Here is a 16,202-nt window from a genome sequence, read left to right on the forward strand (position 1 = left end):
TCAGCCCGCGGGGGGCACGAATCCGGCGAGCGGACTCGACGCACACGCGCTGACGGGCATCGTCTCGATGTCGTCGCGACGCTTCAGGGTGAGGGGAACCGGCTTGTTCGTACGCGGCCGCGGCGGCGATGTGCGGTGTGAGTGGTCGCCGCTCGGACGAGGAGCATCCGCGGGATCCTGACGGCCCGCGAGCAGCTCTTCGCCATAGCCCTGGACGCACTCGGGGTCGGGCCCATCGAGCGGTAGTCCTGTGAAGAACTTCGCCGCCATGCATCCGCCCTTGCACGTGTCGAAGAACGCACACGACGCACACGCGCCACCGGTCTGCGGTGCACGCAACTCCTGGAACAACTCGGATTCGCGCCACACCTCGGTGAAGCCGCCGGGGGCGCGCACGTTGCCCGCGAGGAAGTCATCGTGGATCGCGAACGGGCAGGCGTAGACGTCACCGATGGGGTCGATCAGGCACACGACTCGGCCTGCACCGCACAGGTTCAGACCGGGGAGCGACTCGCCGTAGGCCGAGAGGTGGAAGAACGAATCGCCCGTCAGTACCTCATCGGCGTGCGCGAGCAGCCAGTTGTAGAGCTCGCGCTGCTGGGCCTGCGTCGGGTGAAGCTCATCCCACACATCGGCCCCGCGACCCGAGGGCCGCAGGCGCGTGAGGCGCAGCTGCGCGCCATATTCGTCGGCGATCCGCTTGAAATCGTCGAGCTGCGGGATGTTGGTGCGCGTGCAGACGACCGACAGCTTGAAATTCTTCATGCCCGCGTCGCGGAGATTGCGCATCGCGGTGATCGCGGTCTCGTACGAGCGCGGGCCTCGGATGTAGTCGTTGACCTCGGGCGTGGCGCCATCGAGTGAGATCTGCACGTCGACGTAGTCGTTGGCGGCGAGCAGCGCCGCGCGTTCGGGCGTGAGCATCACGCCGTTCGTCGAGAACTTCACGCCGACGTGGTGCTGGGTCGCGTAATCCAGCAGCTCCCAGAAGTCAGATCGCACCGTCGGCTCGCCGCCGCCGATGTTGACGTAGAAGACCTGCATCCGCTCCAGCTCGTCGATGACGGCCTTGCACTCGTCCGTCGACAACTCGCGAGGGTCGCGGCGACCCGAGCTCGACAGGCAGTGCAGACAGGACAGGTTGCACGCGTAGGTGAGCTCCCACGTGAGGCAGATGGGGGCATCAAGACCGCGCTCGAACAGATCGACGAGGCGTTCGGGTCGCGGTGCCGGTGCGCGCGGGGGCGCGAGAGTCGTGGACTCGAGTGCGATGGTCATGCGGCGTGCTCCTCGATACGTCGTCGTTCGATCATTCGAGACTCAGCGAGAGTCCCGAGAGCACGCAGGTAGCGCGCTTGGTCCTCATCGGCGACGCCCACCGCGACGCACGCGGTGCGAGCGCTAGGGGAGTCCGACAGGGACGTGACGATGCTCAGCAACGTCCGGTCTTTCAGGAACGACAGCTTGCGGGTGCCGAAATGATAAAGCAGAGCTCCGAACGGCTCGGGCCGGACGGAAACCTGCTCGCTCAGCGTCCACCCCGCGTCGGGGTCGAACACGTCAGTACACGCCGCACATGCCGTCGATGGATACTTCCTCGACGAGGCTGTCTGATTCGACGGGGCTGTCGGCTGCGACTGCCTCGGTCGACGTGGCGGGCTTCACGATCTGCGGATCCATGGGATGCTCCTTCACAACGCCACGGCTCCTTCGCCGTGCGCGGTACGCTCGACTCTAATGGCACTGAGTGCCGAATGGAAGACAGAAGGCGAACAACACGCCGTGACGACATCGCCCCGTATCGGCCGCGCTCCGGCAACGACGCACGGAGAGCTCAGTACCATCGCGCTCGGGCTATTTCTTGAGCACGGCTACGACGAGACCACAGTCGACGACATCGCCGCCGCCGCCGGGATCGGCCGCCGCACGCTATTTCGCTACTTCCCCTCGAAGAACGACCTGCCGTGGGGGGACTTCGACGCTCTGCTGACGATGATGCGCGGCCACCTGACCGATCTGCGACCCGATGTGCCGGTCATGGAAGCGCTGCGCGTCGCCATCATCGAGTTCAACAGGTTTCCTCCCGAGCAGATCGCGCTGCACCGCGAGCGCATGCACCTCCTTCTTGAGGTACCCGCACTCGTCGCGCACTCGTCGCTGCGCTATCGAGACTGGCGCACGGCTGTCGCGGAGTATGTCGCGCGGCGAATCGGGGCGGACGTGAACGACCTCGAGCCGCAAGCCGTCGCCTGGGCGTGTCTCGGTCTCTGTCTGTCGGCGTATCAGGAGTGGCTGCACCACGACAGCGAGGATCTGCTGACGCTGATCGATCGGGCTTTCCGCCGTCTCGAAGCCTCGTTCCAGGTGTCATCCTCATGAGCATCGACGAGAACGGCCCGGACCTCGACGTCATCGTCGTGGGCTCGGGTGGAGCGGGTGCGCCGCTCGCCGCTCGCCTGAGCGAGGATCCGAAACGTCGCGTGCTGGTGCTGGAAGCGGGGCCGGTGCCCCGCAGCCGACGCGACTACCCGGCGGAACTGCTCGACGCATCCACCGTCCAGGGCGCGATGCCCGGATACCCCCACAACTGGGCATACCTCGGTCACCTGACCCCCGAGCTGCCCTACCTCGTGGCGCGGGGCCGGATCCTCGGGGGATCGACCGCGCTCAATGGCGCCTACTTCGTGCGCGCGACCCCCGAGGACTTCGCCGCCTGGGCCGAAGTGGGGGGACCGGACTGGACCTACGAGGCCGTGCTCCCCGCGATGCGCCGCCTCGAAAGCGATCCCGCGTTCGCCGACGATCCGCGCCACGGCGACGCGGGTCCGATCCCCATCGAGCGCTCCGCGCTCACCGACCGACTGAGCGCGGCTTTCCGTGCCGCGGCGCTCGAGCGGGGGTTCGCCGACGAGCCGGATAAAAACGTGCCGGGCACACCCGGTGTCGGACCGGTGCCCTCGAGCCTGCATCGCGGGATGCGGTGGAATACCGGCCTCGCCTATCTGCTGCCGGTGCTTGATCGAGCCAACCTCGAGGTGCGGGGTGACGCACGCGTCGTGCGCGTGCTCATCGAAGACGGCACGGCGGTCGGGGTCGAACTCGCGGGCGGTGAACAGCTGAGAGCCCGCGAGGTCGTGTTGGCAGCCGGCGCCATTGCCACGCCGCAGCTTCTGCTTGTGTCGGGCGTCGGACCGCGCGAGCAGCTCGAGGGATTCGGCATTCCCGTCGAGGCCGACCTGCCCGTCGGGGCCGCATTCTCGGATCATCCGGATATCGCGGTCGGGTGGCGTCCGCGCGCGAGCGTCGGTAGCCCGGGGGATCGGGCCGCGTTCCCCGCGTGCCTGAACTTCGCCTCGGCCGGGGCCCCGCACGCCGATCTTGAGATCCTCCTGTCCGTGAAGCCCTTGGGCTACCTGCTCACCGGGTCCGCGCATCCGCTCGGCAGTGGGGTGCTTGCGGCGCTCCGGCATCCGTTGCGCACGATCCGCGCGCTCGTCGGAGTCTCAGCCCGGCGGATGGCCTCGCAGTTGGCGCACCGGGACGACCTGCAGTTGATCGTCGCGGTGCAGCAGCCCGAGGGTCGCGGCTCGATCCAGCTCGTGAGCGCCGATCCCGACGACGGCCCCCGCATCGATTACCGCTACCTCGAAACGCCGTCCGACCGCGCCCGCATGCGCGAGGGACTGCGGGTTGCCGTGAGCCTGCTGCGTTCCAACGCCTTCGCGCCACTTTTCGGCGGTCTGACCGAACTGGACGACGCGACCCTCGATGACGACGATCGCTTGGATGACTGGGCCCGGGCGCACCTCGGCACGGCCATCCACATGTGTGGGACCGCGCCGATGGGTCCGGCCGGGTCACCCGGTGCCGTCGTAGATGGGCAGGGACGGGTGCACGGGATCGCGGGGCTACGCGTCGCCGACACATCCATCCTGCCGACCGTCCCCTCGCGCGGGCCGGCCGCGACGGCCGTGCTCATCGGCGAGCGCATCGCCGAGTTCATCGCCCGCGGTGACTAGCGGTCGGTCGTTGAGCGGGTCACTTCGACAGGCTCAGTGACCATTGCTGAGTACAGGAGATCCGACCGAGACAGGACGATACGCGCCGAAGTATCCTGTCCTGGCCGAATCTCCTGTCCCTGTGTAAACCCACCGGGGCTCAGCGCCAGATCGACTTGACCTCTTGGAAGTTGCGCACAGCCTCGGCGCCGAATTCGCGGCCGAGTCCCGAGTCCTTGTACCCGCCGTAGGGCGTGTTGAAGTCGGGGCGGTAGCCGTTCAGACCGATGGAACCGGTGCGGATGCGACGGGCGACACCCACGATCTCGTCCTCGGCCCCGTAGACCGCGCCGGCCAGTCCGTAGTGCGAGTCGTTCGCGATGCGCACGGCGTCGTCGACGCCGTTGTAGGACATCAGGGTCACGACGGGGCCGAAGATCTCTTCCTGGACGATCTCGCTGTCTTCCGCGGCGCCGGTGATGACCGTCGGCGCGTAGAAGTAGCCGGTGCTCGGCAGCGACTGTCCGCCGGTGAGGACCTGCGCGCCGGCTGCGCGCGCACGGTCGACCATTCCCGAGACGCGCTCGTGGATGCGCCCCGAGACGAGCGGGCCGAGCTCGGTGCTCTCGTCGTGGGGATCGCCGACCTTGAGATCGCCGGCCAGAGCGACGAGCCGGTCGCGCACCTCGTCGTACATGCTCGCGGGGGCCAGCACGCGCGACATCATCGCGCAGATCTGTCCGCTGTTATCGAAGATGGCGTGACGCAGGCTCGTGAAGGCCTTGTCCAGGTCGGCGGATTCGAGCACGATCGCCGCGGACTTGCCGCCGAGTTCGAGCGTGACCGGGATCAGTCGCTGTCCGCCCGCGGAAGCGATCTGGCGCCCCGCGTCGGCCGATCCGGTGAAGCTGATCTTGTCGATCCCGGGGTGTGCGACGAGCGCCTGGCCCGTCTCGCGCCCGCCGGGAACGATGTTGATGACGCCCGGGGGCATCCCGATCGCGAGGCTCGCCTCGGCGAACGCGAAGACATCGAGCGCCGTCTCGGCGGCGGGCTTGATGACGACCGTGCAACCGGCCGCGAGGGCGGGGCCGAGCTTGAGCGTCAGTGAGGCCTGCGGATGGTTCCACGGCACGATGAGGGCGGCGACACCGAGGGGCTCGCGACGGATGATGGAGTTGCCGTCGCCGTGGATGTTCGGCCGCTCCTCCTCTTCGAAGTCGGGGCGCCGCGCGACCTTCGCGTAGTAGCGCAGATGCGTGATGGGTCGAACGCTCGCCCATGGGCGCGATACCGAGATGGGCTGACCGATCTCGGCCGTGATGAGCTCAGCGGTATCGAGGCCGCGGCGTTCCATCTCGTCCGCCAGTTTGTCGAGCCAGTCGGCCCGTTCGGCGGGGGACATGCGTCCCCACGGGCCGTGGTCGAAGGCCTCGCGGGCGGCACGGACCGCACGGTCGACGTCGGCGGCGATGGCGTCGGGGGCTCGGCCGACCTCGCTGAGGTCGACCGGGCTCTCCAGGATGATCTCGGCGGTGGTGGAGGGTGAGACCCACTCGCCTCCCGCGAAGATGCTGTCGCGAGAGACGGAGCGCGGTGTGGTGGTTGCGGTTGTCATGATCAGTCCTCGGGGGTAGTCGGGGTGACGGATGCGGGGTGCGCGATGCCACCGCGCATGTTGCGGCCTTCGATCAGGTCGACGTACCCCTGCTCGATGTCGTCGAGTGCGTAGGTCGCCGAGATCAGTTCGTCGAGCTTCAGCTGTCCCGTCTTGTACATCGCGTACTGGCGGGGAATGTCGGCGCGCGGGTTGCTCGCGCCGTAGATCGCGCCCTGGATGCGCTTCTGGAAGCGGGTGATGTCGAGCGGTGAGATGGGGATGCTGACCTCAGAGCTCGGCGCGATCGCCGTGACGACGACGGTGCCCGCCTTGCGGATCGCGTAGAACGCATCGGCGACATCTTGGCCGCGCAAACTACCGACCGTGATGATCGCGCTGTCGGCGCCCTGCCAGTCGGTGATGCTGCGCGCGAACTCGGCCGCGTCGGCGATGTTGTCGAACGCGTGCGTCGCGCCGACCTGGAGGGCCGTCTCGCGCTTGAGCTCGACGGGGTCGACGGCGATGACCGCCATCGCGCCGGCGTGCGATGCACCCTGAACCGCGTGGATGCCGACGCCACCGACACCCATGACGATCACGACGTCGCCCGGGCTGACATCGGCCGCGTAAACCGCCGAGCCCCACCCGGTGCCGACACCGCAGCCGAGCAGCCACACCTTGTCGAGATCAGCGTCCGCGGGAAGTTTGACGGCGGAGTTGACGTCGACGACGGTGTGCTCGGCGAAGGTGCCGAGGCCGCACATCTGGCCCACGGGCGTGCCGTCTTCGAGCGAGAAACGGAAGCTGTCGGTGTCGGTGAAGCGGCTGCCGCGCATCAGGAACGCGCCGAGCTGGCAGAGGTTCGTCATCCCCTCGTTGCACCAGCGGCACTTGCCGCAACTGGCGATGAACGAGAAGACAACCTTGTCGCCGACTGCCCAATCGGGGGTGTTGGGTCCGACCGCCTCGACGATTCCGGTTCCCTCATGCCCGCCGACCATCGGCAGGTGCCCCGCCGTGCTGTCACCCGTGACGAGGTGGTAGTCGGAGTGGCACAGACCGCTCATGACCATCTTCACGAGAATCTCGCCCTGGCGCGGGTCGTCGAGAAGGACGTCGGTGACTTCGAATGGTCCGGGCTGCTCGCGGACGAGGGCCGCACGCGTGCGAATCGGCATGGTTTCTCCTTTGAAACGGGGACTTCCCGCGTTGTTCGAAACGACGTGCGGGGTCGCGATAACGATAGCCATGAAATCCGTCGTTTGCACCACTCTGCGTACAGAAGTACGCAATGTGTTGATTTGAGCCCTCCGGGTGTGGCAGCATCACCTGCGTCGGACACCGTCGAAGTCGAGGTGTCCGGCCATACCGGACGGAGTGCATTCACCCCGGGCCCGGGCCCCGCGCAGTGGCGCGCGGGGTAACCCGACTGGCAATGGAGGCAGTAATGAAGTCCCTACGCACCCGCGCACCCCTCACCCTGGGGATCAGCATCCTCGCCGTCCTCGGTCTTGCCGCATGCGGCGCCCAGACCGACGCCGGCACCGACAGCAGTGCCGACACCAGCGACGCGCCCATGGAGGTTCAGCCGCTCGTCGCCGGTGTCATCCCCGTGACCGACATCGGACCCGTCTTCATGGCGCAGCAGAACGGCGTCTTCGAAGAGAACGGCTTCGACCTCACGCTGCAGCCCGCAGGCTCGTCGACCGAGATCATCCAGGCCATGCAGTCCGGCCAGGTACAGATCGGCTATGGCGGATCGACCGGCGTGTTCCAGGCCGTGGAGAACGGAGTCGACCTGGTCATCATCGCGGCGGCGAGCGCGACGCCCGACGACCCGGAGAACGGCATCAACGACCTGCTCGTCACGGCCGACAGCCCGCTGGAATCGGCGAAGGACCTCGAGGGCAAGACCGTCGCCGTCAACGCCCCCGGCGGTTACACGCAGTTGCTCGGCGACATCGCGGTTGCCGCGGACGGCGGCGACCCGAGCCTCGTGAACTACGTGCAGATGGGTGTTCCGGACCAGCCGGCGGCCCTGGCCAGCGGCGCGATCGACGCATTCGTCGCGGGCGAGCCCTTCGGTACCCTCGGTCGTGAGCAGAACGGATTCCGCACCCTCGCGAACCCGTTCACGGCCCTGTCCGACAGCGCCGTCATCGCCGGCGTCTGGTACGCCCTCCGCGCCGACGTCGAAGAGGACCCGGAGTACTACGAGCGGGTCGCCGCGACGATCGACGAGGCGAACGCCTACGCCTTCGAGAACGACGAAGAGCTCCGCGAGAACATCGCCGAGTTCACCAAGATCGACCCGGAGCTCGCAGCCCGTATCCGACTCGGTTCGTACGGCAAGCTCCCGCTGACGATCGACAACCTGCAGGCCATCGCCGACTGGTCGTTCGAACTCGGCTACGTCAAGAACGAGGTCGATCTCGACGGCCTCGTGTGGGTCCCCTGACCCTCACGGCGTAAGAACGCTGACAACGCGGGTTCGCGGCTTCCGGATGTTCCGGGGGTCGCGAACCCGCACAGCCAGGCCCCCGACCGCCCCACCCTCACGGAGGATGCGCATGCCGACACGTGCGGCGCCCGCAAGCAATACCACCCGTCTCGCTTTCAGCCAGACCAAGATTTCGACGCCGATCCTCGGCATCCTCGGGATCCTCGCGTTCATCGCGGTCTGGGAACTGGCCTCGCGGCTCGAGCTCGTGAATTCGACATATCTGCCGCCCTTCACCGAGGTCGCGGTGACGGTCGTCGAAGTCGTCTTCGGTGAGCAGTACCGCGCACAGTTCTGGACGGCGCTCGGCAACACGATGCTCGGTTGGAGCGTCGGCCTCGCCATCTCCCTCGTTTTCGGGATCGTCGCCGGTCTCGTGATCGGATCGAACCGGTGGGTGCGCGAATTCACCCACTCCACGATCGAGTTCCTCCGACCGATCCCCTCGGTCGGTCTGATCCCGATCGCCATCGTGATCTTCGGCGTACGGCCCACCGCGACGATCGCGATCGTCGTGTGGGCGTGTTTCTGGGTCATCCTGATCCACGTCGTCTACGGCGTGAGCGACGTCGATCCGGTCGCCGCCTCAACCGCTCGCAGCTACGGCTTCGGCCCGCTCGCCCGCGCCCGCTACGTCGTCTGGCCGACGCTGCTGCCCTACCTCATGACCGGGGTCCGTCTCTCCGGCACCATTGCCCTGGTGGTCGCGATCACGATCGAGATCGTCGTCCAAGCCCCCGGCGTCGGCCAGATGATCGCGCAATATCAGTCGGCCGGAAACGCCCCCGTCGTCTACGCCCTCGCCCTGCTCGCGGGCGTGCTCGGACTCATCATCAACCTCGTGCTGCGGCAACTGGAGAACTCGGTGCTCGCGTGGCATCCGTCCGTCCGTGGGGAGGTCATCCCGTGACCGCTCGCACCCTCACCCGACGCGTCTTCATGGCGCTCGCCCTGCCCATCATCATCATCGCGCTCTGGTGGTTCGCCACCCTCGACGACACGAACCCGTTCGTCCCCAAACCCGTCAACGTGGTGACCGACCTGACGACGGTGTGGGCCGGCCCCCTGTTCGTCGAACAGGTCTTCCCCTCGCTCTACCGGCTCGGGGTCGGACTCGGCGGTGCCATCATCGTCGGCGTGCTGCTCGGCATCCTCGTCGGCCTCAGCCGTGTCGCTCGCAAGCTCACGGGTCCGCTGTTCGAATTCGTTCGGGCCGTACCGCCGCCCGTGCTCTTGCCCGTGCTGCTGCTCGTGATCGGGATCGATGACCGCTCGAAGATCTTCCTGATCTTTCTCGGATGCCTGTGGCCCGTCCTGCTGAACACGATCGACGGGGTCCGCTCGGTCGATCAGGTGCTCGGTGACACGACGCGCACGTACGGGTTACGTGGCTGGTCACGGCTGCGGTACTTCGTGCTTCCCGCTTCGATGCCGCGCATCATGACCGGCATCCGGCTCGCCCTGCCGATCGCGATCATCCTGATGGTTGTGTCGGAGCTGTACGCCGCGCTCGATGGGCTCGGCTACCAGATCATGCTGTTCAAGCAGACCTTCCAGACCGGGCCCATGTGGGCCGGAATTTTCATCATCGGTTTCATCGGCATCCTGCTCGCCTTCATCTTCCGGGTGATCGAGCGCCGGGTGCTGGGCTGGTACTACGGACAACGAGAGGTGGAAACCAGTGAGCGCTGACGTGAGGGGGGCCGAGGCCCCCGTACTCCTCTCGGTTCAGGGGATCCAGAAGATCTACTCCACGACGGGTGGAGGCGGGGTCGAGGCCGTTCGCGACCTCACGTTCGACCTGCGCAAAGGCGAGTTCGCCTGCCTCGTCGGACCATCAGGGTCGGGCAAGACGACGCTGCTGAAGGTCATCTCGGGCCTCATGGGTGCGACGAAGGGCCAGGTCGTCCTCGACGGCAAGGTCGTCGACGGGCCCCCGCGCAACATGGCGCTGGTCTTTCAGGAGTACGGGCGCTCGCTCTACCCGTGGATGCGGGTCGCCGAGAACGTCGAGCTGCCGCTGAAAGTGGCGGGTGTCGGAAAGGACGAGCGCAAGGCGCGGGTCGCCGAGGCGCTCGAGGCGGTCGGGCTCGCGCACGTGCCGAAGTCCTACCCGTGGCAGCTGTCCGGCGGCATGCAGCAGCGCGTCGCCATCGCTCGGGCCGTGGCGTACCAGCCCGAGGTGCTGCTGATGGACGAGCCCTTCGCGGCGGTCGACGCGCAGACCCGAGCGGACCTCGAAGACCTGGTGCGATCGGTGTGGGCGAAACTCGGGCTGACGGTGCTGTTCGTGACGCACGACATCGATGAGTCCGTGTATCTCGGCGAGCGCGTCATCATCCTGTCGTCGTCGCCCACCGTGATCCTCGAGGATCTGGCGATCGACCTGCCCGCCGAGCGTGACCAGCTCGAGACGCGATCCGACCCACGGTTCGTCGAGCTGAGGCACCACGTCTACGAGCAGATCCAGAAGGCGAAGACGTACACGGGCGATACCGACACGATTCGAACCGTGGCCTGAATCCCGTGAGCGACAGACGCGCCGCGATCTCGTTGCGCAACGGTTGGACGCCCCCTATCCCTAGGATGGTGCCGGTGGACGCAGAGCGTCCACACGGAGAAGGGGCTGACATGTTGGATGAGAGATCGCGCGATCGCATTCAGAGCATCGAACGCGGGGTGGAGGTGCTTCGCGCCTTCAACGACCGTCAGGGCCCGCTCAGCGTCGCCGACATCGCGGCACGCGTCGATCTCGCTCGGCCGGTCGTCCGACGGATCCTGCTGACGTTCGCGCATCTGGGATACGCCGAGTCGGCGGGCGGACTGTGGAGCCTCACCCCCCGCATCCTCGAACTCGGCTCGGGCTACTTCGCCTCGTCGTCGCTGCCCGAGATCTCGTACGGGTACATGGTGGACCTGGTCGAGCGCACGGGCGAGACGTGCAGCATCGGTGTGCTCGACGGCATGGACGTCATCCATGTCGCGCGCGTGGAGGATCGGCGCCCGCTGCCCGACTCGGTGCGGATCGGCAACCGGCTGCCCGCGCACGCGACGGCCATCGGCAAGGTTCTTCTCGCTCGACTGTCGGATGCCGAGCTCGACGACGTGCTCGCGACCGCCGCGCTCGAGAAGCACACCCCCGCGACGGTGACGGATGCCGAGAGGCTGCGGGCGCGTCTGGTCGGGGTGCGTACGAACCAGTACGACATCTCGATGGAGGAGTTGCACCCCGGGCAGGTCGCCGCGGCGGTGCCCATCCTGATCGACGGTCGGGCGGTCGGCGGACTCGCCGTCTCATCGACGACGGTGCGTGAGACCGAAGAGAGCCTGCGCGAGGTCATCATCCCGGTGCTCTTCGCAACGGCGGCCGACATCGCCAGCGCCTACCGCAACGCCAACCCGCAGCTGTTCCGCGCGAACGCGCGCTGACCCGCCCCGCGCCCCCTGCCCCCGCCCCCAGGCGCGAGACTTCACCTGTGTCACGAATCGGCCCGCACAAAGGGACAGAGGTGAAGTCTCGCGCGTCGGATGCGGGGGTCAGGGCACCGGGACGGCGATGCCCTCGGGAAGGCGCGCGCCGAGGTACGCGCCGTCCGCCTCCAGCCGCTGCTGGAGCGTCGGGACGTCGACGCCGGCAGTGGTGCCGTCGGTCGAGAGTGCCAGGTCGGCCGCGGTGCCCGCCGCCTGACCCATGACCCAGCACGGTCCCGTGACGCGGCCGGACGACTGTCCGCCCTGCGTCATCGACGCGGCACGCCCGGCGACGAAGAGGTTGCCGACGACCTGGGGCACGATCATCCGGTACGGAAGCTGGTTGTAACCGCGCGAGTCCTCGGGCGCGAACTTGAACACGACGTCGCCGACGACGTGCGCCTCGACGGGCCATCCGTTGACACCGATCGTGTCGTCGAAGTCACGGCACTCGAGGACGTCCTCCTGCGTGAGCTGATACGCCCCGATGATGCGTCGAGTCTCTCGGATGCCGATCGACGGGGCGATGTCGACGACGTAGGAGTCCTGGAACCCGGGCGTCACCTGCTTGATGAACGCGAACGTGTCCTTGACCTGCTGGCGGCCCTGCAGTTCGCCGCGGGTCAGCTGGTCGACGTTGGTGCCGTCGATCGCCGAGCCATCCTCGTTCGAGAGCTGCGTGAGATTCGAGCGCCACTCGAGCGGGTTGCGCTGGGGGCGCACGATCGGCTTCTTGCGGGGGAAGTGATGCGTGCCGGCAGCCTCGGCCTCTTCCATGAGCCGCCGCACGGTCTTCCACGCTTCACCGGCTTCTTCGGGATGCACGCCGTTGATACGGAACATGAGCGAGGGATACATGAGGTGCTCGCTCACCTCGAACGGCGCGCCCGACCACGCGGCCAGGTCGCCGTCGCCGGATCCGTCGATGAAGAACCGGCCCCGAACCGCGGCGCGCCCGGACTTGGACTCGACGATGACGGCATCGATCGTCTTCTCATCCCGCATGACGACATCCGCGACCGACGTGTGGAACAGCAACTCGGCACCGCCCGCGACGACGAGTTCGTCGGCGGCGATCTTCAGCGCCGAGATGTCGTACGAGAGGGCCTGGATGCGGTTGTCCACCGACAGGTGCACATCGTTCAGGCCGTCCATGACACGCATCCGGTCGAGGAGTTCATCCGCGAAGCCGTGCACCGACTGGAAGTCGGTGCCGTACGCCCGTGCGTGCATGCCGCAGAACGTGGCCAGGCCACCCATCGTGCCGGCGCCGCCGAGGAATCCGTACTTCTCGATCAACAGAGTGGAACGACCGGCGCGCGATGCGGCGGTCGCCGCCATCAGCCCGGCCGGACCGCCACCGACGACGACCACGTCGTACTCGCCGATGACGGGGATGTTGCGCTCGGGCTCACGGATCGTGCCGTGTGCGGGGGAGGTGGTCATGCTGACTCCTTGACAGGGGAGGGGTTCGTGGAACAGGGCCGCGCGCACAGCACGGCGCCGCAAGACAGGGGCTGAACGAGGGCCTCGTACTGGTCGAGATACCCGTGGCCCGTGTCGCGATCGACGGGCGGAACGTAGTCGGGGCGTGCCGCGAGTTCATCCGCGTCCACGAGCAGGTCGACGGTGCCGCGTTTGACGTCGATCTCGATGAGGTCGTCGTCGCGGACGCGTCCGAGGGGGGAGCCGGGACTCGCGGCCTCGGGTGAGACCTCGCCGACCGTCATGCCCTGGTTGACCAGGCCCGAGAACTGCCCGTCGGTCACGAGGGCGACGCTGTGGGCGAGCCCACGCGCGTGCAGGGCGAAGATGAATGCCGAGGTCAGGCCGAGGCCGGGGGCGCCCGTCACACCGATGCCGCGGATGACGGCGACGTCACCCTCTTGCAGACGCCCGCTCGAGATGGCGGCGATCGCCTCTTCGCGCGTGCCGAAGATGCGTGCGGGGCCGCGGAAGGTGTGCGGTCCCGGGTCGGGCACGGGGCGTTTGGCGACGGCGCCGCCCGGGGCGAGCGTGCCCTTCAAGACGCTGATCGCAGGATCGGTTCCGAAGGGATCGTCGATGCTGCGGATCACGTCGCCGTCTGCGGGCTTGGCGAGCGCCGAGTTCTCGGCCACTGTCGCGCCCGTCACCGTCAGCTGAGTGCCATCGAGCAGGGGGAGCAGTTCCCGGATGATCGTCGCACCACCGCCGGCGTCCTCGAACTCTTCCGTGAGTCGCGGGCCGTTAGGCCGGACCGAACACAGCAGTGGCGTCTCTCGACCGAGCTGGCGGAACAACTCCCACACGTCCACGTCGAGTCCGGACTCGATGGCGATCGCCTGGAGGTGCTTGATGGTGTTCATCGACCCGCCGATCGCGAGCATCGCGCGGACGGCGTTTCGAACCGAACCCTCGGTGATGATCTGGCGCGGCCGGATGTCCTTCTCGATCAGCGCGGCGAGGGCATGGGCCGAGCGGCTCACGGTGTCCCACATCGGCTCGCTCAGCGCCCGCACGGGGGCGGAGCCCGGCATCGCCATGCCGAGCGCCTCGGCGAGGATGTGCATCGAGTTCGCGGTGGCGAGGCCCGCGCAGACGCCCGGGCTGAGGATGGCATCTTCAGCGAGCAGCTCGAGCTCGTCCGTCGACTCACCCGTGACCGCGGCCTTAGACGCGTGCAGGAAGATCTCTTCGATGTCGGCCGTGCGGCCCTCGGCCAGCCCGGAGTGCTGGTAGCCGCAGGGGATGATGATCGTCGGGATGTCGAGTCGGCCGGCCGCCATCAGGTGGCCGGGTGTCGTCTTGTCGCACGAGGACAGGCAGATCATCGCGTCGAGCTTTGCGCCCTCGACGGCGGCCTCGATGTCGTCGACGATCAGGTCGCGGCTCGGCAGGATGTAACGTCCCGCGCGCCCCGCGCTCGTCACGAAGTCGCTCGGTGCGGTCGTTCGGATCTCGAAGGGAAGGAGTCCGGCGTCTCGCAGCTCGTGCTTGAGTCGCGCGGCGACTTCGTCGAGGTGCGAGAAGCACGCGGCGAGGTCGGACGACGTATTGACGATCGCGACCTTCGGCTTCTCCCAGTCGGCCTTGGGGATCCCAAGCGCCGTGTAGTGCGCACGGCGGGCGATGGCGAGTGCCGATGTCGGTGGCAGGTTGCTGCGTAAAGCGGGCATCTTTGTCCTCTCGTCGCGGCGGGGCATCCGGATCTGACCGAACGATGCGACACCATCGAGTGTACGCATTGCGGACGATAGGTCGCAATGCGTAAATTGATGCCGCGACGAGGAGGTGCGCATGGGCCCGTTCGACCGACTCGGCGGCGGAGGTGCCGGGGGCGAGAGCGCGCCGCGGCTCACTCCCGGACTGCTCGTGGTGCTCTGCGTTCTGATGACGCTGAACCCCATCGTGGCGAACATGTACCTGCCCGCGCTGGGCATCATGGCGGACGACCTGGGCACCAACATCGTCGGTATCCAGCTCGCGCTGACCGCATTCTTCCTCGGCGTCGCGGTCGGTCAGCTCGTGGTCGGGGCGCTCTCCGACAGCCTCGGCCGTCGGCGGGTCCTCGTTCTCTCGTTCGTTGTCTTGACGGCCGCGAGCTCATTCGTCGCGGCGGCGCCGACCCTCGAGGTCATGATCCTCGGGCGCGTGCTGCAGGGGTTCGGCGCGGCGGCGAGCGTCGTGATCGTCCGGGCCATCGTCTCGGACATCGGCGTGGGCACTCAGGTCTCTCGCGCCTACAGCATCCTGATCGGGACACTCGCTGTCGGGCCGCTGCTCGCCTCGCTCTCGGGGACCGTGTTGCTCCAGATCTCGGGATGGCGCGCGATCCTCGTCGGCACGGTTGTCGCGAGCGTCGCCTACCTCGTGATCGCGGTCGTGGCGATCCCCGAGAGTCTGCCCGCTGCGCGGCGCGCTCCGTTCCGGTTGCCGTCGATGATCGGATCGTACGGACGCCTGCTGCGCGACCCGGCCTACGTCGGTTTCGCCCTCACCATGGCGTTCGTGTTCGCGGGGCTCACGGTCTACGTCAACGCGACCTCGTTCGTGGCCCAGGACGTGCTGGGACTCAGCCCCTGGGGCTTCTGGCTCATCTTCACCGCCTACGGACTCTCGGTTTTCGCGGGGGGCTGGGCGAACGCGCCGCTGTCCGCGCGGTACGGCTCGCGCACGATGCTGGCGGTCGACCTTGCCGTCGCGATCATCACGACTGCGGCGCTCGTCGTGATCACGTGGCTGGGCGCGCTCACTGTGGCCACCTACGCCGTGTTGATCGTCGTCTGCTGCGCCGCCGTCGCGGGAGTCATGGCGAACGCGACCACGCTGACGCTCGGACGGGTGTCGTTCGCGGCCGGGTCCGGCGCGGCGCTCATGGGCTGTGTGCAGTTCGCCCTCGGCGCTCTGGCCGCGCCCATCGGGGGGCTCGCCGGGCCCGAAACCGCGCTGCCGATGACGCTCGGGATGCTGGGATGCTTCGTCCTCAGCCTCGTCGCGAGCGTCTTCGGCCGCCACCACGAGCGCCGTGCCCCACGCGGCTTTCCGACAGATGAAAATCCGCCTGCGCTGCCGGGAGGCGGCGCGGCACCGTAGAACCCGGCGGCCAATGCTGGCCACTGACGGCGGCCAACGGCGGATCGCCGCGAGACCT

The 16,202-nt window shown here is 67.8% G+C and carries 15 protein-coding genes; 8 read left to right on the top strand and 7 right to left on the bottom strand.

What is annotated here, in order from left to right; genetic code table 11:
• From mftC to mftA, 3 genes are read right to left on the bottom strand one after another with little or no spacing between them, the layout of a single operon-like run.
• A complete protein-coding gene (mftC, locus tag ACIQ0W_RS01900; RefSeq protein WP_396641190.1) occupies positions 1-1,278 on the bottom strand; it encodes a mycofactocin radical SAM maturase in 1,278 nt (425 codons plus the stop codon).
• Entirely contained in the window at positions 1,275-1,559 is a 285-nt protein-coding gene (gene mftB, locus ACIQ0W_RS01905; protein WP_036300994.1) for a mycofactocin biosynthesis chaperone MftB, read from the bottom strand. Before mftB ends, mftC begins: the two co-directional genes overlap by 4 nt.
• A gap of 1 nt (position 1,560) precedes the next feature.
• Entirely contained in the window at positions 1,561-1,680 is a 120-nt protein-coding gene (gene mftA / locus ACIQ0W_RS01910; RefSeq protein WP_081766437.1) for a mycofactocin precursor MftA, read from the bottom strand.
• 102 nt (positions 1,681-1,782) lie between these two features.
• Here mftA and mftR point away from each other — a divergent pair, with 102 nt between their 5' ends.
• Both mftR and ACIQ0W_RS01920 read left to right on the top strand, forming a co-directional pair.
• Complete coding sequence (mftR, locus tag ACIQ0W_RS01915) at positions 1,783-2,379, top strand: mycofactocin system transcriptional regulator (protein WP_396641192.1); 597 nt, start codon at positions 1,783-1,785, stop codon at positions 2,377-2,379.
• On the top strand, positions 2,376-4,019 hold the full coding sequence (locus ACIQ0W_RS01920; RefSeq protein WP_396641194.1) for a GMC family oxidoreductase N-terminal domain-containing protein: 1,644 nt from the start codon (positions 2,376-2,378) through the stop codon (positions 4,017-4,019). Before mftR ends, ACIQ0W_RS01920 begins: the two co-directional genes overlap by 4 nt.
• A gap of 139 nt (positions 4,020-4,158) precedes the next feature.
• On the opposite strand, the gene ACIQ0W_RS01925 is transcribed toward ACIQ0W_RS01920, so the two are convergent.
• Both ACIQ0W_RS01925 and ACIQ0W_RS01930 read right to left on the bottom strand, forming a co-directional pair.
• Positions 4,159-5,616, bottom strand: a complete 1,458-nt coding sequence (locus ACIQ0W_RS01925) for an aldehyde dehydrogenase (protein ID WP_396641195.1) — start codon at positions 5,614-5,616, stop codon at positions 4,159-4,161.
• A gap of 2 nt (positions 5,617-5,618) precedes the next feature.
• Positions 5,619-6,776 carry an NDMA-dependent alcohol dehydrogenase gene (locus ACIQ0W_RS01930; RefSeq protein ID WP_198517725.1) on the bottom strand — a complete coding sequence of 386 codons (1,158 nt, stop codon included), beginning with the start codon at positions 6,774-6,776 and terminating at the stop codon, positions 5,619-5,621.
• 269 nt (positions 6,777-7,045) lie between these two features.
• Between ACIQ0W_RS01930 and ACIQ0W_RS01935 the strand changes: the two genes are divergently transcribed.
• The 5 genes from ACIQ0W_RS01935 to ACIQ0W_RS01955 all read left to right on the top strand — a co-directional run bounded on the left by ACIQ0W_RS01935 (position 7,046) and on the right by ACIQ0W_RS01955 (position 11,527).
• Entirely contained in the window at positions 7,046-8,056 is a 1,011-nt protein-coding gene (locus tag ACIQ0W_RS01935) for an ABC transporter substrate-binding protein (protein WP_396641196.1), read from the top strand.
• Between the two features lie 112 nt (positions 8,057-8,168).
• Positions 8,169-9,008, top strand: coding sequence for an ABC transporter permease (locus tag ACIQ0W_RS01940; protein WP_081766435.1), 840 nt, complete (start codon positions 8,169-8,171; stop codon positions 9,006-9,008).
• The gene (locus ACIQ0W_RS01945) at positions 9,005-9,790 is read left to right on the top strand and encodes an ABC transporter permease (RefSeq protein ID WP_243420041.1); all 786 of its coding nucleotides are present in this window, start codon (positions 9,005-9,007) and stop codon (positions 9,788-9,790) included. The genes ACIQ0W_RS01940 and ACIQ0W_RS01945 overlap by 4 nt, the downstream gene beginning before the upstream one ends.
• Positions 9,780-10,619 (top strand): ABC transporter ATP-binding protein, encoded by an 840-nt coding sequence (locus ACIQ0W_RS01950; protein ID WP_396641197.1) that lies wholly within the window; start codon positions 9,780-9,782, stop codon positions 10,617-10,619. The genes ACIQ0W_RS01945 and ACIQ0W_RS01950 overlap by 11 nt, the downstream gene beginning before the upstream one ends.
• A 110-nt stretch (positions 10,620-10,729) precedes the next feature.
• Positions 10,730-11,527 carry an IclR family transcriptional regulator C-terminal domain-containing protein gene (locus ACIQ0W_RS01955; protein WP_396641198.1) on the top strand — a complete coding sequence of 266 codons (798 nt, stop codon included), beginning with the start codon at positions 10,730-10,732 and terminating at the stop codon, positions 11,525-11,527.
• Positions 11,528-11,635: 108 nt separating this feature from the next.
• Here the strand turns inward: ACIQ0W_RS01955 and ACIQ0W_RS01960 are convergent, their stop codons facing one another.
• Together ACIQ0W_RS01960 and ACIQ0W_RS01965 are read right to left on the bottom strand one after the other, a co-directional pair.
• Positions 11,636-13,015, bottom strand: a complete 1,380-nt coding sequence (locus tag ACIQ0W_RS01960) for an FAD-dependent oxidoreductase (RefSeq protein ID WP_396641199.1) — start codon at positions 13,013-13,015, stop codon at positions 11,636-11,638.
• On the bottom strand, positions 13,012-14,796 hold the full coding sequence (locus tag ACIQ0W_RS01965) for a dihydroxy-acid dehydratase (protein ID WP_396641201.1): 1,785 nt from the start codon (positions 14,794-14,796) through the stop codon (positions 13,012-13,014). The genes ACIQ0W_RS01960 and ACIQ0W_RS01965 overlap by 4 nt, the downstream gene beginning before the upstream one ends.
• A 52-nt stretch (positions 14,797-14,848) precedes the next feature.
• Here ACIQ0W_RS01965 and ACIQ0W_RS01970 point away from each other — a divergent pair, with 52 nt between their 5' ends.
• The gene (locus tag ACIQ0W_RS01970; RefSeq protein WP_396641202.1) at positions 14,849-16,144 is read left to right on the top strand and encodes a multidrug effflux MFS transporter; all 1,296 of its coding nucleotides are present in this window, start codon (positions 14,849-14,851) and stop codon (positions 16,142-16,144) included.
• The last annotated feature ends 58 nt before the right edge of the window (positions 16,145-16,202 follow it).

Origin of the sequence: Microbacterium sp. (assembly GCF_044340635.1) — a bacterium.
Classification (GTDB): Bacteria; Actinomycetota; Actinomycetes; order Actinomycetales; family Microbacteriaceae; genus Microbacterium.

Coding starts and splice junctions, on each gene's coding strand:
- ACIQ0W_RS01960 (WP_396641199.1), bottom strand. CDS start 13,015: ATGACCACCTCCCCCGCACACGGCACGATCCGTGAGCCCGAGCGCAAC.
- ACIQ0W_RS01955 (WP_396641198.1), top strand. CDS start 10,730: ATGTTGGATGAGAGATCGCGCGATCGCATTCAGAGCATCGAACGCGGG.
- ACIQ0W_RS01925 (WP_396641195.1), bottom strand. CDS start 5,616: ATGACAACCGCAACCACCACACCGCGCTCCGTCTCTCGCGACAGCATC.
- ACIQ0W_RS01935 (WP_396641196.1), top strand. CDS start 7,046: ATGAAGTCCCTACGCACCCGCGCACCCCTCACCCTGGGGATCAGCATC.
- ACIQ0W_RS01965 (WP_396641201.1), bottom strand. CDS start 14,796: ATGCGTACACTCGATGGTGTCGCATCGTTCGGTCAGATCCGGATGCCC.
- ACIQ0W_RS01920 (WP_396641194.1), top strand. CDS start 2,376: ATGAGCATCGACGAGAACGGCCCGGACCTCGACGTCATCGTCGTGGGC.
- ACIQ0W_RS01940 (WP_081766435.1), top strand. CDS start 8,169: ATGCCGACACGTGCGGCGCCCGCAAGCAATACCACCCGTCTCGCTTTC.
- ACIQ0W_RS01970 (WP_396641202.1), top strand. CDS start 14,849: ATGGGCCCGTTCGACCGACTCGGCGGCGGAGGTGCCGGGGGCGAGAGC.
- ACIQ0W_RS01930 (WP_198517725.1), bottom strand. CDS start 6,776: ATGCCGATTCGCACGCGTGCGGCCCTCGTCCGCGAGCAGCCCGGACCA.
- mftA (WP_081766437.1), bottom strand. CDS start 1,680: ATGGATCCGCAGATCGTGAAGCCCGCCACGTCGACCGAGGCAGTCGCA.
- mftC (WP_396641190.1), bottom strand. CDS start 1,278: ATGACCATCGCACTCGAGTCCACGACTCTCGCGCCCCCGCGCGCACCG.